At 45.4% G+C, this 18,020-nt stretch carries 16 protein-coding genes and 1 pseudogene; 7 read left to right on the top strand and 10 right to left on the bottom strand.

All coding sequences use genetic code 11. The annotated features are described in order from the left end of the window. Positions 1–570 precede the first annotated feature (570 nt). Positions 571–2,496, top strand: coding sequence for a propionyl-CoA synthetase (locus tag BM099_RS10225; RefSeq protein ID WP_280522145.1), 1,926 nt, complete (start codon positions 571–573; stop codon positions 2,494–2,496). Between the two features lie 88 nt (positions 2,497–2,584). Here the strand turns inward: BM099_RS10225 and BM099_RS10220 are convergent, their stop codons facing one another. From BM099_RS10220 to BM099_RS10210, 3 genes are all read right to left on the bottom strand, one after another. Next, the gene (locus BM099_RS10220; RefSeq protein WP_090727622.1) at positions 2,585–3,280 is read right to left on the bottom strand and encodes an RES family NAD+ phosphorylase; all 696 of its coding nucleotides are present in this window, start codon (positions 3,278–3,280) and stop codon (positions 2,585–2,587) included. Beyond that, positions 3,274–3,675, bottom strand: coding sequence for an MbcA/ParS/Xre antitoxin family protein (locus tag BM099_RS10215; protein ID WP_090727618.1), 402 nt, complete (start codon positions 3,673–3,675; stop codon positions 3,274–3,276). Before BM099_RS10215 ends, BM099_RS10220 begins: the two co-directional genes overlap by 7 nt. 280 nt (positions 3,676–3,955) lie before the next feature. Then, positions 3,956–4,435: a thioesterase family protein gene (locus BM099_RS10210; RefSeq protein ID WP_090727615.1), complete on the bottom strand. Its 480-nt coding sequence runs from the start codon at positions 4,433–4,435 to the stop codon at positions 3,956–3,958. A gap of 154 nt (positions 4,436–4,589) precedes the next feature. Here BM099_RS10210 and BM099_RS10205 point away from each other — a divergent pair, with 154 nt between their 5' ends. Then, entirely contained in the window at positions 4,590–5,234 is a 645-nt protein-coding gene (locus BM099_RS10205; RefSeq protein WP_090727612.1) for a glutathione S-transferase, read from the top strand. A gap of 574 nt (positions 5,235–5,808) precedes the next feature. On the opposite strand, the gene BM099_RS10200 is transcribed toward BM099_RS10205, so the two are convergent. The 3 genes from BM099_RS10200 to BM099_RS20805 all read right to left on the bottom strand — a co-directional run bounded on the left by BM099_RS10200 (position 5,809) and on the right by BM099_RS20805 (position 7,944). After that, complete coding sequence (locus tag BM099_RS10200) at positions 5,809–6,630, bottom strand: ion transporter (RefSeq protein WP_090727609.1); 822 nt, start codon at positions 6,628–6,630, stop codon at positions 5,809–5,811. A 119-nt stretch (positions 6,631–6,749) separates the two neighbouring features. Then, positions 6,750–7,511 carry a DUF4197 domain-containing protein gene (locus BM099_RS10195; protein WP_090727606.1) on the bottom strand — a complete coding sequence of 254 codons (762 nt, stop codon included), beginning with the start codon at positions 7,509–7,511 and terminating at the stop codon, positions 6,750–6,752. Positions 7,512–7,809: 298 nt separating this feature from the next. Next, complete coding sequence (locus tag BM099_RS20805) at positions 7,810–7,944, bottom strand: hypothetical protein (RefSeq protein ID WP_269750499.1); 135 nt, start codon at positions 7,942–7,944, stop codon at positions 7,810–7,812. A gap of 177 nt (positions 7,945–8,121) precedes the next feature. Here BM099_RS20805 and BM099_RS10190 point away from each other — a divergent pair, with 177 nt between their 5' ends. Both BM099_RS10190 and BM099_RS10185 read left to right on the top strand, forming a co-directional pair. Beyond that, positions 8,122–8,529, top strand: coding sequence for a cupin domain-containing protein (locus BM099_RS10190; RefSeq protein WP_090727603.1), 408 nt, complete (start codon positions 8,122–8,124; stop codon positions 8,527–8,529). A gap of 438 nt (positions 8,530–8,967) precedes the next feature. Beyond that, the gene (locus tag BM099_RS10185; protein WP_177201145.1) at positions 8,968–10,029 is read left to right on the top strand and encodes a TAXI family TRAP transporter solute-binding subunit; all 1,062 of its coding nucleotides are present in this window, start codon (positions 8,968–8,970) and stop codon (positions 10,027–10,029) included. Here BM099_RS10185 and BM099_RS10180 read toward each other — a convergent pair. Then, positions 9,980–11,632 (bottom strand): sensor histidine kinase, encoded by a 1,653-nt coding sequence (locus BM099_RS10180; protein ID WP_090727599.1) that lies wholly within the window; start codon positions 11,630–11,632, stop codon positions 9,980–9,982. The genes BM099_RS10185 and BM099_RS10180 overlap by 50 nt on opposite strands. A gap of 251 nt (positions 11,633–11,883) precedes the next feature. On the opposite strand from BM099_RS10180, the pseudogene BM099_RS10175 reads away from it, so the two are divergent. Both BM099_RS10175 and BM099_RS10170 read left to right on the top strand, forming a co-directional pair. Next, positions 11,884–12,885 (top strand): annotated as a pseudogene (locus BM099_RS10175) (ribonucleotide reductase N-terminal alpha domain-containing protein); the annotation flags it as partial. Between the two features lie 173 nt (positions 12,886–13,058). After that, complete coding sequence (locus BM099_RS10170; protein WP_198064204.1) at positions 13,059–15,935, top strand: adenosylcobalamin-dependent ribonucleoside-diphosphate reductase; 2,877 nt, start codon at positions 13,059–13,061, stop codon at positions 15,933–15,935. Positions 15,936–16,017: 82 nt separating this feature from the next. Here the strand turns inward: BM099_RS10170 and BM099_RS10165 are convergent, their stop codons facing one another. The 3 genes from BM099_RS10165 to BM099_RS20310 form a co-directional block, all read right to left on the bottom strand. Continuing rightward, complete coding sequence (locus tag BM099_RS10165) at positions 16,018–16,242, bottom strand: metallophosphoesterase family protein (RefSeq protein WP_143083759.1); 225 nt, start codon at positions 16,240–16,242, stop codon at positions 16,018–16,020. Then, the gene (locus BM099_RS10160) at positions 16,227–16,670 is read right to left on the bottom strand and encodes a metallophosphoesterase (RefSeq protein ID WP_090727588.1); all 444 of its coding nucleotides are present in this window, start codon (positions 16,668–16,670) and stop codon (positions 16,227–16,229) included. The genes BM099_RS10165 and BM099_RS10160 overlap by 16 nt, the downstream gene beginning before the upstream one ends. 487 nt (positions 16,671–17,157) lie before the next feature. Further along, positions 17,158–17,454: a hypothetical protein gene (locus tag BM099_RS20310; RefSeq protein ID WP_143083758.1), complete on the bottom strand. Its 297-nt coding sequence runs from the start codon at positions 17,452–17,454 to the stop codon at positions 17,158–17,160. A gap of 348 nt (positions 17,455–17,802) precedes the next feature. On the opposite strand from BM099_RS20310, the gene BM099_RS10150 reads away from it, so the two are divergent. After that, the gene (locus BM099_RS10150) at positions 17,803–18,018 is read left to right on the top strand and encodes a hypothetical protein (RefSeq protein WP_090727584.1); all 216 of its coding nucleotides are present in this window, start codon (positions 17,803–17,805) and stop codon (positions 18,016–18,018) included. Positions 18,019–18,020: the final 2 nt, after the last annotated feature.

The following is an 18,020-nucleotide window of genomic DNA, read 5'->3' as shown; positions in this document are numbered from 1 at the left end:
CTTGATCGTTTGATTGCAGTGAATTGAATCGTTTAACAGCAAAAGTAAACTAATCATATATTTTGAAAATGAAATCAAACTGAAATAATTATCCGGACATAGAGAAAAGGCTATATTAATTGAAGAGATACCTCATTCACCACCAATGATTGTTCCTGAGGTGGTTATTTATAAGATATGTATTCCTGGTTGAAATAAAAATTACTGACAATTCATAATCATCAGGTTAAAGCGCTACCAGCCTTTAAATTGTCTGTTAAATCAATATCAGAGATGCATTCGAAAACAGTCGAAGAAAGTGTAAATGTTGATCCAGTGTATTGAAAATAGCTTTATAGATGGTTTTTCATGCGCTAAAAACACAAATCAGCTAATAAAACCCAGGATTGTCGACAATCTGCTTTTTATTACTTTATATTATTCTAGTAAAAACAGCCATATATTGCCTTTTTTGGACATATTCGCCTTATGTCTTAGTTAAATTAAGGTTTATTTTCGTTAAAGTACTTAGATCTTGTAGGCCGACTGTCAACAATAATTAAAACGGCTCACATTGACGTAGTCCTGAATATTAACCTAAAAGCAACAAGGGCCCGCGCTATGTCCTACCAAGCAGAATATAATAAATCGATCGAAACTCCAGAGCTATTCTGGGGTGAAAAAGCAGAAGACATTCACTGGTATAAAAAGCCACAAAAGATTCTGAGTGAAGATGAGAACGGTATCAGTCGTTGGTTCGCTGATGGAGAATTAAATACCGCTTACCTGGCTTTGGATTTCCACGTTGAAAATGGACGTGCTGATCAAGATGCCCTGATCTTTGATTCTCCTGTTACGGATACAAAGATTCGTTATACCTATAAAGAACTGCGTGATGAAGTTGCAAAATTTGCAGGCATTCTGAAAGCACAAGGCGTTGCTAAAGGTGACCGTGTTGTCATCTATATGCCGATGATTCCTGAAGCAGTTATCGCGATGTTGGGTGTTGCCCGTTTGGGTGCGATCCACTCTGTTGTATTTGGTGGTTTTGCTCCACACGAATTAGCAGTACGTATTGATGATGCAGAGCCTAAAGTTGTGGTTACTGCTTCTTGTGGTATCGAGATCGCAAAAGTATTGCCATATAAGCCAATGCTTGATGAAGCCATCGAGAAATCAGCACATAAACCCGGCAGCTGTATTGTATTTCAACGTCCACAAGTGACAGCTGAACTCATTGCTGGCCGTGACATTGACTGGGCTGCAGCGATGAAAACGGCTGAACCCGCTGACTGTGTTCCTGTTAAAGGAACTGACCCACTTTATATCCTTTATACATCAGGTACTACCGGTAAGCCAAAAGGTGTTGTTCGTGATAATGGTGGTCATGCTGTTGCGCTCAAATACAGCATGAAAGCTATTTATAATATGGAAGCCGGTGATGTTTTTTGGGCAGCGTCAGATGTCGGCTGGGTTGTTGGTCACTCCTATATTGTTTACGCACCGCTATTGGCTGGTTGTACTACGGTTGTTTTCGAAGGTAAGCCAATTAAAACGCCAGACGCCGGTGCATTTTGGCGTGTATGCGAAGAATACAAAGTAAAATCACTGTTTGCTGCGCCTACCGCGTTCCGCGCTATCCGTAAAGAAGATCCGGATTCAGAGCTGCTGAAGCCATACGATCTGTCACACCTGAAAGCTATTTTCATGGCCGGTGAGCGTCTTGATCCACCTACGTATACCTGGACGACAGAAACTCTCGGTAAACCAGTTATTGATCACTGGTGGCAAACAGAAACCGGTTGGGCTATCTGTGGAAACCTGACAGGCATCGAAATGAAAGAACCCAAAGCAGGTTCTTCAACACTGCCTATGCCAGGTTTCAACGTACAAATCGTTGATGCCGAAGGTAATGAGCTGCCGGTAGGTGAGCAAGGCAACATTGCTATGAAGTTGCCACTTCCGCCAAGCTGTCTGCCAACGGTATGGGGTGATCATGAGCGCTTCCGTACCGGATATCTGACAGAGTTCCCGGGTTACTATTCAACAGGGGACGGCGGTTATAAAGACGAAGAAGGCTATGTGTTTATCATGGGTCGTACCGATGATGTTATCAACGTAGCCGGGCATCGCCTGTCAACAGGTGAGATGGAGGAGATTGTTGCCAGCCACCCTGCAGTAGCAGAGTGCTGTGTTATCGGTGTAAATGATCCACTCAAAGGTCAGCAGCCGATCGGGTTAGTGCTTCTCAAGAATGGTGTTGAGTTGGACGAGAAAGAACTGGAAGCCGAATTGGTTGCCATGGTTCGTAAAGAGATAGGTGCAGTTGCCTGCTTCAGAAAAGCAATGGTCGTTCAGCGTCTGCCAAAAACCCGTTCAGGCAAAATTCTGCGTAAGTTATTGCGCCAGATTGCTGATGGTGCCGGTTATTCAGTTCCATCAACAATTGATGACCCAGCGAGCTTACCGGAAATCGAGGAGATTTTAACTAGCCACGGTCTCGTGACAGGTCAATAGACCTCGCTTAAGACGCTTAGTAGTTTTCAGGCAGCCATTTGGCTGCCTTTTTTCAATCCCGCTATAGAAGCTTTGTCTTAAAAGTGAATCATAAGATTGATGAAAGTTTATTAATCCCCGTTATTGATCCGTTCCAGACCATCTCATAATGTGCGGCTTGCTGTATCGATTTTACATGCTGCGGAGTCATTAATCCCCAACATATCGCGCCTTGTTTTCGAACCGAGTGGTAGCGAATACCAGAATCTTTGCGTTTTTTTAAAACATGGCCAAGCGCGCGGGCTGCCGTGTAATCTTCAGGTGCGTAGATAGCATCGTCAGATCTGATCGTTAATCCATCTATTATCCTGGCTTCATCAAACACACAGACCAGGCCTCGAAAAACAAAACGCTCATAACAAAGCTCAGGTACATTACTCCAATATAGCTGTTGGTGATGTTTTACTTCTGCAAGGGCGGTTTCCATATAATCAGCCAGATATAATACGCCAAATGACCCATCGCTGAATCGGGAACCGTCCGGGTTTACATGAGTGAACGGTGCGGTTGCATAGGAACAACCGCAAATACCAAACGGAATCTCTGATTGAGGAATCAATTGCAAATCACCGACCTCATTTTTCAGGCGCGGATTGGTCAAAGCCTGTAAAGCATAAAGGCTTTCAAATTCGTCAGCATTAGCCACATCATCAAACAAGCTGATAGGAGGGAATTTAGAATTGACCAGCCGGTAGCTTTTTATCTCGTTGCCGGGTAAAACCGGTAGCTGATCGATATTTACCATTGGCTACCGCGCATCGCATCTATACGCCTGAAAGTTTCATAGACGGCGACAAAATCACCACTGCCCATAATCTCCAGTGGTGTACGGCCTTCAAAGAACGGGTTGTGATTGGCCATCTTCATAAAGCCGTAGAGGTTCTCTGGGTTATCGAAGACGATACGTAAGGCTGCATGGATATTCAGAATGAAGCTGATACGGGTGAGTTGGTCCCGATCCAGGTTGATCTCCACTAAGGCATCTTTCTTTTTCGCGCGGGCATAGGTGCTGTGAGAGACACGCAGAATAGCTTCACCTTGCTCGCCGCTGGCACCCCATTTATCCAGAATAGTGACAGCCGCTTTAAGGCCTGTTGCTGCCGCGGCTTTGTCCGGTGAAAAAGAATGTGGGCTCAGCATAGTCTGTTCCTCTATTGGCTGTCTGAGTCTGTAGATAGGTTACAGTATATTGTATCTGAAGATACTTTGTATCATATTTTGTATCTATAGAAATTTATTTAAGCCGCGATTGAGATTGCGGGTCTCTTTTTTTAACGACCGGCTTAGTGGCAATGACTGAATGACTAACAAGTGATGTTGAGCTGAGGAAGTTGGGGTCGCCTGAGTGATGAATTAAGCATGTCTTTGTTACACTATACCTGAGCCTTACAAGGAGGCTCAGGTATAAAGCATCATCCACTTACGCTGAACAGCCTTTCTCCGGCATCGCTATTGAGTTGCCGGCACCCTTTGGCCATTCATATCGTGCATGACGCGTTTGCAGAGTTTGTATAGCAAGGCGGATCTCTTCAGGCCATGCAGCGCTATGGCGGGTTTTCATATCAACACCGACCAGCAGGCATTCAATGGCGGCCAGCGTTTCAGTACCTTCTACGTTACGTAGTTCGTGCCAGATACGTAAGCGCTTCTTATCACTGGACAGTAGGTGGGAATGCGCCACTACCTTTTGGCCCTGGCGCACCTCTTTAAAGTAACGCAGGTTATTCTGTACAGTAAAAGCGCTGAACTGATACTTATCTCTTTCTTCGGCGTTTAGCCCGGCTGCATCCAGAACGGTATCCGTGGCCAAAGAGAGCATGACAAGATAATAGCCTTCATTAAGATGCCCGTTATAGTCGCAATAGCTCTCTGGAACGGGTGGATACTGGGTGGTCAACATGACGGAATCCTTCTTTATTTTTGTCGATGTGATTCATCAAGACTGCTGGATTAACGCTTGATACAGGCGCATATCAAGTTTCGGATGCGTATAATGCTACGAACCCGTGTCCTTTTCTACTACATGTTAGTAGAACATTAATGAAATCGAGTTTATGTCCAAATCACTTAACCCAGATACACCACCTATTTTATATTCTTTTCGTCGCTGCCCGTATGCGATGCGGGCTCGTTTAGCCATCTACAACTGCAAGATTGATATAGCGTTACGAGAAGTTGTTTTAAAAGATAAGCCTCCCTCATTACTGGCAATTTCTCCAAAGGGCACGGTTCCTGTTTTACAGCTAAGCGATGGACTTATCATTGAGGAAAGCCTGGATATTATGAAATGGGCATTGCAGCAGCGAGACCCCGACCAGTGGTTATCAGCAGCGCTGATTGAGCCGACACAGGAATTAATTCAACAAAATGATAATGAATTCAAATACTGGCTGGATCGCTATAAATATGCAGACCGATATCCGCAGCATCCGCTTGAATTCTATCGATCCTGTTGTGAGCACTGGTTTGCTATTTTAGAGAGCAATTTGATGGTGCATGATGGTTTTTTGCTGGCAGATCGCTATACCCTTGCGGATATGGCACTGTTTCCGTTCGTTCGTCAGTGCGCGCATGTAGACCGTGAGTGGTTTTTGCAAACGCCCTATGTGCATTTGCAAGCGTGGCTTGAAAAACTGATCAACTCAAACCTCTTTGCAGAAGTTATGAAAAAGCACCCACAATGGATCGCTTCCTCATAATCTACTGACTGAGCCACCATATCATATCAATGTCATATCAATGTTATAACACTGCGGCTAGCATTATTTCCTCCAGGTTATCGCTCTAGGCTCTGGAATTACGGGGACAGTTTACTTAATTCAGTCTACTTTTCCAGAATTACGGGGACAGTTTACTTAACTCAGTCTACTTTTAGGCCTAGGCCTTCCTTTACGGGAATTACGGGGACAGTTTACTTAACTCAGTCTACTTTTCGGCCTAGGCCTTCCGTTACGTAAAATACGCTTTGCTTGTCTCACAAGCTTGTTCAAAAAATTATCTTTACTGTCAGGCCTTCCCGCACGGGTATAATTGCGGATAAATTGTTGTATATCGATAATCTATCCAGCATCGGGTTGACCTAAAATAAGCTCATCAAGTGAGCTTGTGTATATAGCTAAGTCCAAAATTCAGGATCTGACACAATTGAGCCTTAACAGAGGCTAGTACAACATATATAGCAGTAGGCATCAGAACTGAGGAATTAAGTAAACTGACCCGTAATTGGAATTAAGTAAACTGTCCCCGAAATCTGGGCTGTCCCCGAAATCTGGGTTATAGCTCTTGGTTATAGCTCTTGGCTCTGCTTTTAAGCATCTCTTTTAATTCCGCTATCTGGTTCGACAAATCCTGAATGGTAGGTTCGCCGTTAGCCATTGCCTGCTCTTTAGCTTCCTGGGCATGTTCTTCCTCCATGACATTGACGACAATGCCAATGACCATATTCAGAAAGGCAAAAGTAGTCAGAAAAATAAAGGTCAGATAATAGATCCAGCTAAACGGATAGACGGCCATGGTTTCGTACATGACATCTGTCCAGTCCTCAAATGTCATGACACGGAAGAGTGTTAGCATTGCGATGGAAATATCTCCCCACAGTGTTGGGTTGATCGACACAAAAAATGACGTACCGACAGCTGCGTATATATAGAAGATGATAAACATCAGCAGGATGACATAACCCAGTTGCGGTAATGCTTTGAAAAGTGAGTTAAGTAACAAGCGCAGTTCAGGAACAATAGAGACCATACGCAGTACACGAAATATACGTATCAAGCGTCCTACAAGGGCAAGCTCGCTATCTTCTATCGGAATCAGACTTACCACCACAATCAGGGTATCGAAGACGTTCCAGGCATTTTTAAAGAAATTGCGCTTTATCGGTTCGCCCATAAAGCGAACCGATACCTCAACCAGAAAAAACAACGTGATGCCGATATCCATCCAGCCGATGAGGGTTAGTATATTTTCAGGAATTTCGTAGGTTTTAGCACCAATAACCAGGGCTGAAAAGACGATAACGGCGATAACAAATATTTCAAAGAAACGATTATGTCGTAGCGTATAAAAACGAGACTGCAGATTGTCGGTATTCATGTGTGAGAGGTTTCAAAAAAGTTAAGGATAATAAGGATAGGGGGTTTAACGTTTGCTAAGTTTGCCAGAAAAAGCGCCATCCAAACAGAAAAATAGCGCTCTGTTCAGATGGCTTGGGATCAGTTACTCCATAGCTTTTTCAATAAATCCGTTGAGCGGGCAGCCGGATTTTGACGAATCAGCTTTTCTTCAGCGGCTAACTTCAAGAACAGACCGTCCAGAGCTGCCGTTGTTACATGACTGGTAAGATCTCCCTCAACCTGCTGGCCAACCAGAGGAAGCTGAGCCGCTTGTGTCGCCAGGCTGTTGTAATATTTTGTAGCGCCGACTTCGCCCAGAGCGCTATCAATTTCGGGTTTAAAAAGAGCGGCTATCTGTGGCCCTGCTTTTTCACGGAAGTATTGCGTCGCCGCATCATCTGATCCCTCATAAATTTTGCGGGCGTCGTCAAAACTCATGTTTCTGATGTTATCAACCAGAATGGCTGTTGCTTGTGGTGCGGCCCGTTCTGCAGCACTGTTGATAGATTGCTCAAATTGATCCACCTGATCCCCCATTCCGAATTGGCGCAGCGGGCCAGCCAGTTTATCCAGCACCGCAGGCATTGGAACACGAATTTGTGGATCATTCAGGTAGCCGCCTTCAGCGGATATCGATTTAATCGCACGCTCGCTTCCCACCACCAGTGCTTCACGTAAACCATTGATAAGCGTATCAGATGAAAGGGATGTATTGCTGACGGCTGAGTTGGTCGTCACCGGTTGTTTAATCAATTCCTCGCCGGTTTTTTTAACACTTTCAACTAAATCGCTCCATCCAGCCTGGCTGCTAGTCGCGATGGCTGCACTGAGTAATAATGTAGTGATTGTTAACTTACGCATGATGAAAGCCTCCATCCTTGTCTTTATAGATACGACTAGTGTAACGGATTATCGCCGCCCAGTAGTCACAAATGAGTAGTTAGTCAGCGTGTGATCATACTATCTTCTATATGAACTCGTAGTTAATCGCGACCGGTTCCTGAGAGTAGCAAAATTAATGTCAGCAGCAACTTTTACAGCTGACACTTGTAAGAGCCCGGCCGCTTCACACAGTTCCGCCGTAACCGTCATGCAGTAATTCAGATTAGTTGTCGTGACGCAAGGAAGCCTGTATCGCAGATGCGCCTGGCCTAGCGGATTATTTTTTCACTGCAGACAATTGGTTGGTCAGTTCCGGCGCCTGAATTGTGCGCACAGGTTCGACCAGCTTGGCATCGGAACTTGCTTTGTGAACTCGCCCGGCATTGAGCCTGCGTGGATCTTTAGGTGACATTGACAACAATCGTCCGCGCTATTATATTGAAAAAACTCCCTGCTTATCGAGGAGGCAACTCAATGTGAGTGAGAAGTCTTTTCATTTCACAATTGTGCTGTGCCCTTTGCGCCACCTTGATCGCATTCGTAAGTGAGCGCTGATTGTGAGTGCAGCATGCGATAGGAGGATTTTACTATGAACGTCATTAGTAAATTAGTTCGCTCCCTGACCGCCGGATCTTTGGTCATCGGTCTCACTGTTGGCTTTGCGTCCGCACAGGATGCACCGAAGCTTACCGAAGTTTTCAAGACACCCCTTGCGACTGCAGCAGAAAATGAAATCGCTGTAATGCACGTGGATTATCCCCCTGGCTACAGTTCGCCGAAGCACTTTCACACAGGCCAGGTGCTCCTTTACGTCCTTGAAGGCACGGGCGCGCTTGAAGTTGATGGCGCCGTTCGTACCGCCAAGGCGGGCGAAGTGATTCAGGAAGCCGCCGGGAAGCCCATGGTGATGAGTAATGATAGCACCTCAGAATGGCTCAGATTCGTCATATTCCAAGTTGGGCCAGAAGGGGAGCCCACCCACGTCAAGGTAGATTGACTACCCGGCTTGTCCGTTATTGATCAGGGGCTCGCTGGAGGCGAGTTCCCCTGATCCACACCTCGCGGCCCGGAAGTGGATACGAGCTAAGGTTTATACTCCAAGCCAAGCACTGCTTGAAATCGTTTTATCGCCAGGCTTATTCGCCCAGACGATCTCTCGCCATTGAAGCGTAGTTTTTGCATGACCAGAGCAACTCTATTTGTTCAATTCCAGGTTAGATCTTCAATAAACGCCTACAAGGTCTCAATTTTTTGTTTCGACAAGTGGCTGATTGTTTTCCGCCATCAGCTCTGCCTCTGCAGTCTCAGCTTCGTAGCCGAACTCATTGACTGGAATTGCCAGGCATTTCTTAAGCCGCCGCTCATCCTGCAACCATGAAGTTGATGTTTCTGCTACACTCTTAGCTTGAAAATGTGCACTTTCCTGAGAATAAAAATGCTACGTCGGTTTCTGTATTTAAAACGTTGTTGGTTGCTCCTTTTCCTTGCAGGCATGACTCCCGTCTATGCTGAAAAGCAGGTCATTACTAATCATGTTCTTGCTGATAAAGCATCTGCAAACCAGATTATCAGAAACCAGGTCATTACATTGGGGACGGGGGGCGTTACCGGCCTTTATTATCCCACGGGCGGGGCTCTGTGCAGGTTAGTTAATCAAGCTCGTCAAGAATACGGTATCCGCTGTGCGGTGCGCAGCACGTTAGGCTCTATAAGTAATCTTGAGCAAGTCATCAATCACGAACTTGATATCGGCATTGCAGAAGCAGGGCAGCTGTATGATTTTGCAAAAGATACTGACAAAAACGCTGATAATCATGGCGATCAGTTGGATCAACCCTTGCGCACGTTAACCAGCCTGTATCCTGAATATGTATCGATATTAGTCAGATCAGATGCCCATATTAATAGTTTTGATGACCTGAAGCATAAGCGAGTCAATATTGGCCAGTCCGGAACAAGTCAGCGTTTAACCATAGAGCTATTAATGAAAACCCGCGGCTGGCAACTGAGTGATTTTTCAGGCGTAAGCGAACTGGAACCGTCAGAGCAGGCCGCTGCATTATGTGATAACCGTATTGATGCGACGCTTTATGTGGTTGGGCATCCCAGCGGTACGATCAAAGAAGCGCTCAGAGACTGTAGTAGTCAACTGATTGGCTTATCAAAGCACGATAGAGAAACACTCATTCTGCAAAATCCCTTTTATCGGGAAATGACAATTTCAGGCGGTTTTTATTCTTCGGATCTTACTGATGTGCTGACCATCGGTGTCAACGCGACTCTTTTTGCGCGGGCGGATTTACCTGATGATGTTGCTTATGCGGTGGTGAAATCACTGTTTGAGCAGTTTGATAACTTTAAAAAACTCCATCCTGCCTTTCGCTTTCTTATTCCCGAGCAGATGATGCAGCCAACGACATTGCCACTGCCAATCCATCCTGGTGCGGCTAAGTATTTCCGGGAAGTGAAGTATCTGTCACAGACACCGCCTGAGTAGCCGCGGGCTTCTTCTCTGTTTTTAACGGCTTAGGTAAAACCTTATTCAGAACCACAGGCAGATCCAGCCTGAAGTGTGCGCCTTCGGCATTGGCTAAACAGTAAATATGGCCCTGCAGTAACTGGCTTACCAGATTAAAGGCGATATGCATGCCTAAACCACTACAGCCTTCGTTACGTTTTGTCGTCATAAAGGGCTCAAACACCTTACGCAGCCAGTCATCAGGGATCCCCACGCCGTTATCACGATAATCGACAATCAGACGATCTGTGTGCGGCTTAACATCAATCGTAATAACGCCACCGGGACGATCTTCAAACCCATGAATTAATGAGTTAAGAATCATATTGGTAAATATCTGATAATAACAACCCGGGTAGCTATCAATAATAAAGTGACTGGGGGCATGAATAACGATCTCGGGTTTACATTGTTTGAGGCGTGGCTTGAGTGATAAAAGCACCTCATCGAGATATTGAATCAGGTCAAATCGGCGACACTGTTCACTCGATTGGTCGACAGACACTCGCTTAAATGCATTAATCAGTTGCGCGGCGCGCTCAAGATTCTGGCAGATCAATTGGCTGCTCTCTACAGCGGTATTCGCTAATGGATCGTCAGGGTTATGTTGCTGATATAAGTTGGCCTGATCGGCGAGGTAAGAGGCGGCGGTAAAGCCAATGCCGATCGGCGTATTTATTTCATGGGCAACACCTGCGACTAATCCACCCAAAGCCGCCATTTTTTCCGACTCGACCAGTTGTTGTTGTGTTGATCGTAATGTGGCTAATGTCTCGTGTAACTCCTGATTACGCTCTTTCAGCTCTTTGGTGCGATCAATAACACGTTGTTCCAGTTCGGTATTCAGCTTAGCTAATGAGCGCTCGGCGTCTTCGCGTTTACTCATATCATGTAGCATCGAACGCCGCATATTGTTCATCGCATCGACTACCTGGCTGAGCTCGTCATCCTTATGTTTGGCATTACGCTTCAATGTCAGCGGCGTATCCAGATGATCAAGCTTGAGGCGACGGGCATAAGTGGCCATGCTCCCCAGGTGTTGAGTGATAAGTCTATGGAATAGAGTGAGTATAAAAATGGAGACTAAAAATGTCTTTATGCCTTGTGAGGCTAGGATCACCAGCACTTTATCACCTAACCTGCTATACACCTCATCAAGACTAAGAATCAAGGTAAGCTGGCCTACAGGGATGGATCCTCTGCCTGCGTCATAATGCTCTAACGGATAATGACGCTCGATAGAGTCTGTCGTTGGTTTATTGCCGGCAACATAAAAATCATTAAAGGGTGACGTAATCTCCAGATAACGTACATCGGGCAACTGTAACAAGCCATCAAGCTGTACCTGAATCTGTGCCGGGCTGATCTCCCACAAACTGTTTGCCAGGCTGTTTAGGGAGCTGGATTCTATCTGCAACAAGCGCTCATCAATCGCCGATAATTCGTAGCGATAATCAAGCCATAATTGTGTGCCGGTAGCGATCAACGTGATGGCAGAGCTGTATAACAAAATCGCTGCCAGTAAGCGTATGCCGAGTGGTTTCTGGTAGCGAAGCTGACGGAAGCGTTGCAGCAATTGCATAGTAATAAGTCTTTCAGGGCCATTAACTGCTTATCATAACCCTACAGGGGCAAGACGAAACCCTCTTGATTAACCTTTTTGCTCTCTCGTAAGGTTGCCACCGGTTTTTTGAAGAGCAGAAGTACAACGCAAAAGATGATTAATTTTTTACTTCTTGATACATGTCAAACACTACATGTAGTGTTTGATATGATAATAATCTCAATATATAGTTATTTGAATATGCCTGTTATATATCTGAGGAACAACCTATGGTCGCCACGTTAGAGAAAATCACAGAACCCGATACCGAACATGTTACAGAAAAAGCGGCAGCAGATATTATTCTGCAAGATACGTCTCTTGATATATGGGATAGCAAATACCGCTTAAAGTCTAAGCAAGGCGAGGCACTGGATAATTCAATTGATGACTCCTTCATGCGTGTCGCTAAAGCGCTGGCGGCAGTCGAGGCTGATGAGAAAAGCCAGGCATACTGGTATAAGCAATTTATATGGGCGTTACGTCAAGGGGCCGTTCCTGCCGGGCGTGTTATCTCTAATGCGGGGGCCCAACAACACAAGCCCGCTACTTCAACCATTAACTGCACAGTGTCAGGCACTATTTACGATTCCATGGATGATATCCTTGGCAAGAACCACGAAGCAGGGCTCACCTTAAAAGCAGGCTGTGGGATCGGTTATGAATTTTCTACCCTGCGACCTAAAAACGCATTTGTCTCAGGTGCCGGCGCCTACACTTCAGGGCCGTTATCCTTTATGGATATCTTTGATCGCATGTGTTTTACGGTATCCTCAGCCGGTGGCAGACGCGGCGCACAGATGGCGACTTTTGATGTGGGGCATCCTGATGTGCTCGAATTTATCAAAGCAAAGCGAGAAGATGCCCGGCTGCGACAGTTCAACCTTTCATTGCTGATTACCGATCAGTTTATGCATGCGGTAACAAACAATAAGGATTGGCCGCTGGCATTTCCTCTGACAGAGCAAGAACAACAACGCGATGTGATAAATCTGAACGACGCCAGTCAGGTACTCTGGCGAGAATGGCCGATACAACAGGGCTATATCACTAATGACGAAGGACTGGTTGCCTGCAAAATCAGTAAAACAGTGAAAGCAACCCATCTATGGAACGCTATTATGAGTTCCACCTATGACTTTGCCGAACCGGGTTTTATCCTGATCGATAAGGTAAACGAACAGAACAACAACTGGTTTTGTGAAAATATCCGCGCGACGAATCCCTGTGGCTTATCCGCTGTGTCAAATGTTAATTTAAGAATATTTCATATTTATTATCAATGGTTTAATACTGAGTGGTTTATTAGCAGTGTAAATATAGAAAATGTAAAGGTTTTACACTGATATTCCAGCCTTATACCTAGTACCGCATTAAGAAAAATTTACATATGTTGAGAATGAAAATGAATCATAAAGCCACAATCACCACAGAATCTGTACACGTTGTTTCTGATCTACAGGAAATTTGTTTTGACGTGCTCCAAGAAAAGTATGCTAAAGGCGAAGAAAAGACGTTACCCGGGCCTGAGATGGCCAAAGCCATTCGTCTTAGGGTAGCAAAGGCACTTGCTGCTGAAGAAAAAGATGCCAAGAAATATCAAGACATTTTCATGCGTGCGATGGAGAGTGGTTTTATACCGGGTGGGCGTGTCAACTCTTCAGCCGGAACCGGTATTAAAAACGTCACATTGATCAACTGCTTTGTACAACCAATTGGAGATTCTATTTCTGATACTGTAGATGGCAAGGAAGGTATCTATCCAGCGCTGCGAGATGCAGCAGAAACTATGCGCCGGGGTGGAGGTGTTGGCTATGACTTCAGTTCAATCCGGCCTAGTGGTGCGCAGGTGAAAGGTACTGCCAGTAGCGCCTCAGGCCCTGTTAGTTATATGCATGTTTTCGATCAGTCATGCAGCACGGTTGAATCAGCAGGTGCGCGCCGAGGTGCGCAAATGGGTGTATTGCGGGTTGACCATCCTGACATAATGAAGTTTGTAACCGCGAAGCAACAATCAGGCAGGCTCAACAACTTTAATATTTCTGTGGCTATCACTGATTCCTTTATGCAGTCTCTTGAAGCAGGATCGAAATTCGAGCTTGTTCATAAAGCAGAGCCCTCAGATGAGCTGATCGAGCAAGGAGCTTATCAGCGGGAAGAAGACGGAAAATGGGTTTATCGTGTCGTGGATCCTGCTGAAATATGGTCTGGCATCATGGACAGTACTTATAACGCTGCTGAACCAGGGGTGCTGTTCATCGATCGAATTAACATTGAGAACAACCTCCACTACTGCGAAGTGATCGAAGCGACGAATCCGTGCGGCGAAATTCCAATCCCGGATTTTGGTTGCTGTTGCCTGGGCTCTATTAATCTGACCGCTTTCATTAATAACCCTTTCAGTAAAAATGCTACTTTCAATTATGAGACATTCGCATGGGTCGTAACCCAAGCAGTCCGCATGCTAGATGATGTGCTAAATGCTACTGCGTGGCCTTTGCCTCAACAGCAGCAGGAAGCGATCAACAAGCGCCGTATTGGATTGGGCTATACGGGTCTCGGGGACGCTTTGATTGAGATGGGAATCCGTTATGATAGCGAACCAGGGCGTGTATTTGGTGGTGAAATAACGCGGTTTATGCGTGATACTGCCTACCGCGCATCTATTGAACTAGCCAAAGAAAAGGGGCCTTTCCCTCAGTTCGATGCCGTCCAATACCTTGAAAGTGGGTTTGCCAAGCGCCTACCGGATGAAATTAAAGAAGCTATCCGTGAGCACGGTATTCGCAACTCGCACCTACTCAGCATTGCACCTACTGGAACCATATCTCTGGCGTTTGCTGATAATACTTCAAATGGTATAGAACCAGCGTTTTCCTGGTTCTATAACCGCACTAAACGGATGGCAGATGGCTCGACTCGGGATTATAAAGTCGAGGACCATGCTTATAGGGTATGGGGGGCAATAGGTAACGATCAGTCTAATCTTCCTGAATGTTTCGTCAGCGCCTTGGACATAAGTGCGCGGGACCACATGCTGATGCAAGCCGCGATCCAGCCATTCATCGATGCGTCAATAAGTAAGACGGTCAATGTTCCAGGGGATTACCCCTTCGCACAATTTGCAGACTTGTATTTGGAAGCGTGGAAAGCTGGCCTGAAAGGCATAACTACTTACCGCCCTAATAGTATCCTAGGTAGTGTGTTGAGTGTGGAGACACCCGTACCTCAAGATCTGGATCAATCTGAGCCTGATCGCAAGATCCGGATTAATGAGACGCCTGAGGTTGCGCTGGCTTCTTTACGCTGGACAAACCGACCTAAACTAAGTGCAGGCAACCCTGGTGTGACCTTCATGGTTGAAAGCTATGAAAGTCGTTTTGCATTGTTCATAGGTCATATTGAAAATGGTACACAGCATCCATTCGAGGTGTGGGTAAACGGTGCTGAGCAACCGCGCGGCCTCACTGCTCTGGCAAAGAACCTCTCAATGGACATGCGAAGCGAAGACCACGATTGGCTGAAAATTAAGCTGGATAGCTTGAGCAAAACGGCTGGATCTCCCTTCAGTATGGCAATGCCACCGGTCGGCGACGAGATGCATGTACCCGGAAATGTCGCCGCCATGGCGCATCTGATTCGTTATCGCTGTGATGAGTTGGGTTTATTCACTGATACTCAGCGTAAAACACCGCTCACTGACGCCATGTTTAGCCGAAAGGAGCCCAAGAGTGGCACTAACGGAACTCTTTCCTGGACGGTCGATATTCATAACCCTACTACCGGAGACGACTTCGCAATGTTTGTGAAGGAGTGCGTGATGCCTGATGGCTCCCATCGCCCATACAGCGTTTGGCTGTCGGGCACCTACCCCTTGGACTTTAATGGCATCACTAAGTCCTTGAGTTTGGATATGCGAGTTCTTGACACAGCTTGGATTGGCAAAAAACTTCGCAGCTTAAAAGACCTACCTGAAGCCCAAGGTGATTTTTTTGCGAAGACACCAGGCTCGGACAAGCAAGAAATACAGCCGAGCACGATAGCTTACATCGCCAGACTACTAATCCACCGTTACCATATGCTGGGAATCCTCGATGAGAAGGGGTTTCCACTGCATCCCATGGGTATGTTGCAGGCTGAAGTGGAGCCTGCAAAGAAGGGTAAAGTGGGCAACATCACTATCGCGGGTAAGGTTTGTCCAGAATGCGGTGTATCAGCAGTAATACGTCGTGACGGCTGTGATTTTTGTAGCGCTTGTGGTCATACGGGATCATGCGGATAGTACCCACCCGCGTTCAACTTTAAAGGCTGCCTGGTATGGCAGCCTTTTTCATTAAGTCTTTTCTTAGACTCCGGTTATATTTTCAAGGGCTAAACAGTTGATCCGTGGATAATACTGTTAACTTTCCACTGCCTAGAATAGTATCTATCCATACTTGATTGATTCCTCGCTCAACAAAGTCACAATTAACGTGACCGTGAACTACTGCATCAATACCTTTTATCGGTTTCGCTGTTTTTGTGAGCGCTCGCTTGTATTGATGGACCGGCCATAGGTAGTCATCCCAGATCACTATATGCTGCTCCATTCAGCAGGCGCTTCAGCATGTATAATTCCAACAGATCCCTTACAGGTTTCGACGGTTATTGCGAGAGGCATATTGCATCGGATTATATCTGCATATGATTCCATCTCATCCGCTGAGAGTGGTTTGACCCATTGACCACCATGCTTAATATGTAACTGCTTGGCTTGTGGATCTTTGATGCTCTTTAAAAATATATCTTCATGATTACCTATGACGGAGAAAAACCAGGGCTTTAACGACAGACCTAGACACGAGGCAGAATCCGGACCTCTATCAATTAAATCGCCTACTGCAAACAGTCTATCTTTTTTGTAATCAAAACCAATTCGGCTAAGCGTTTGATGCAATAAACTGTGCTCGCCATGCAGATCACCGACGAAATAATCTGTCCCTGAATTATTTATCGGGATGTGGCGATGTTGGATCATAGGAGGGCTCCAAAAGTGCGTTCTTCAGTATCAAGGTCATGCCAATCATGATAGATGAAAGCTGCATAGTACGGGATACCCCATCATCAATTAGTGTTTACTGTTTTGATTTTCGATTCAAGGGAATTGGAGTAGTAGACTTGCCTGCGATTCCTGTATGGGGTGTTCGGCGTCAACTATGATGGCCGTCCCTAGGCTTGTCATAGGCATTAAGTGAGGCTGCGCCGCGAAGTCGAAGATTATCTTGGGGTAGTGATGCTCATCCGAGGCGCGTATGCTGCGCTAATGACTAGGGGGTTAAGTGCTGAGCCTGACTATTTTCTATCAAGTTCCTTGCTCAGTGGGCCCCTTTACATTGAACAAGAAAAAACTGATAACTTTTTGATATTTAAGAAAAATGCTTTATGATTGCACTAAAGGAATGAATAACGGTAAGAGTATGGATGCTTCTTTTGTCAGTCGGCATTGTTATCATGCGCTCTTCAAATTATTGATTTATAAAACCATACTCCGAAAGTCTTAGTATTTTTCTTCTTCTTCTTGAAAGAGTCGAAGAATTATAAGGCCTTGGTCTATAAAAATAGGTGTTATGCATTTTGGAGAAAATAGTGGTATCTGATAATTTCGTTAATGATGTGAAAGTATTTTTCGATTCAATAAGGAATATTGGTATTTGTGCAGCATTAACATTGGGTCTACCATTTATAGAAAAAACGATGCCTCTTATTTTTTGTAACAGCAATGCTCTTAAGTTTACAGCTGTTTCTTTTTCTATTGGAGTCATACTTGGTCTTTATGTTTTTAACCTAATCTGGCTATTTAAAAGCCTAAAAAGTAAAGGGTCATCTAAGTTTTCGTATGCAATTAGTTCAATTGTTATTATGTCGCTAATAACATTAGCCATTGGGAGCACTGCATTTATTGAAGTATGGGGCAACTTATATTGATATTATAACGAATAAGGAGAAGTCTCCCCCCTCTCCACAAAAAAATGTGTCCTCCGCGGGATGCAGCAAAGCTGGACGCCCTTTGCTTGGAGTTGAGGCTGTCAGATTAGTCTCACAGCCTTTGGTCTTCGGGCACGCGGTAGGCTAAAATCGAGTAAAGAACTTTACTGCGCAGGATGCAACGGATGGCACGTTATAAACACTACGATTACCAGCAAACCAAGATGATCCCGCTGCGTTTTACAGACCAGGCCCAGCCCGGCACCTTTGAATATACCCTCAACCATGTCGTCGAGAATGAATTAGGCCTTGGTGTGTTTAAATCCCGATATCGAAATGACGACAACGGAGCGCCGGCTTGCTATCCCGCCGTCCTACCCGAGATTGTGTTATTTGCATAGTC

The sequence above is a fragment of the Neptunomonas qingdaonensis genome, from assembly GCF_900113275.1.
Taxonomy (GTDB): Bacteria; Pseudomonadota; Gammaproteobacteria; order Pseudomonadales; family Balneatricaceae; genus Neptunomonas; species Neptunomonas qingdaonensis.
This window is presented reverse-complemented; position numbering and strand designations above follow the sequence as displayed.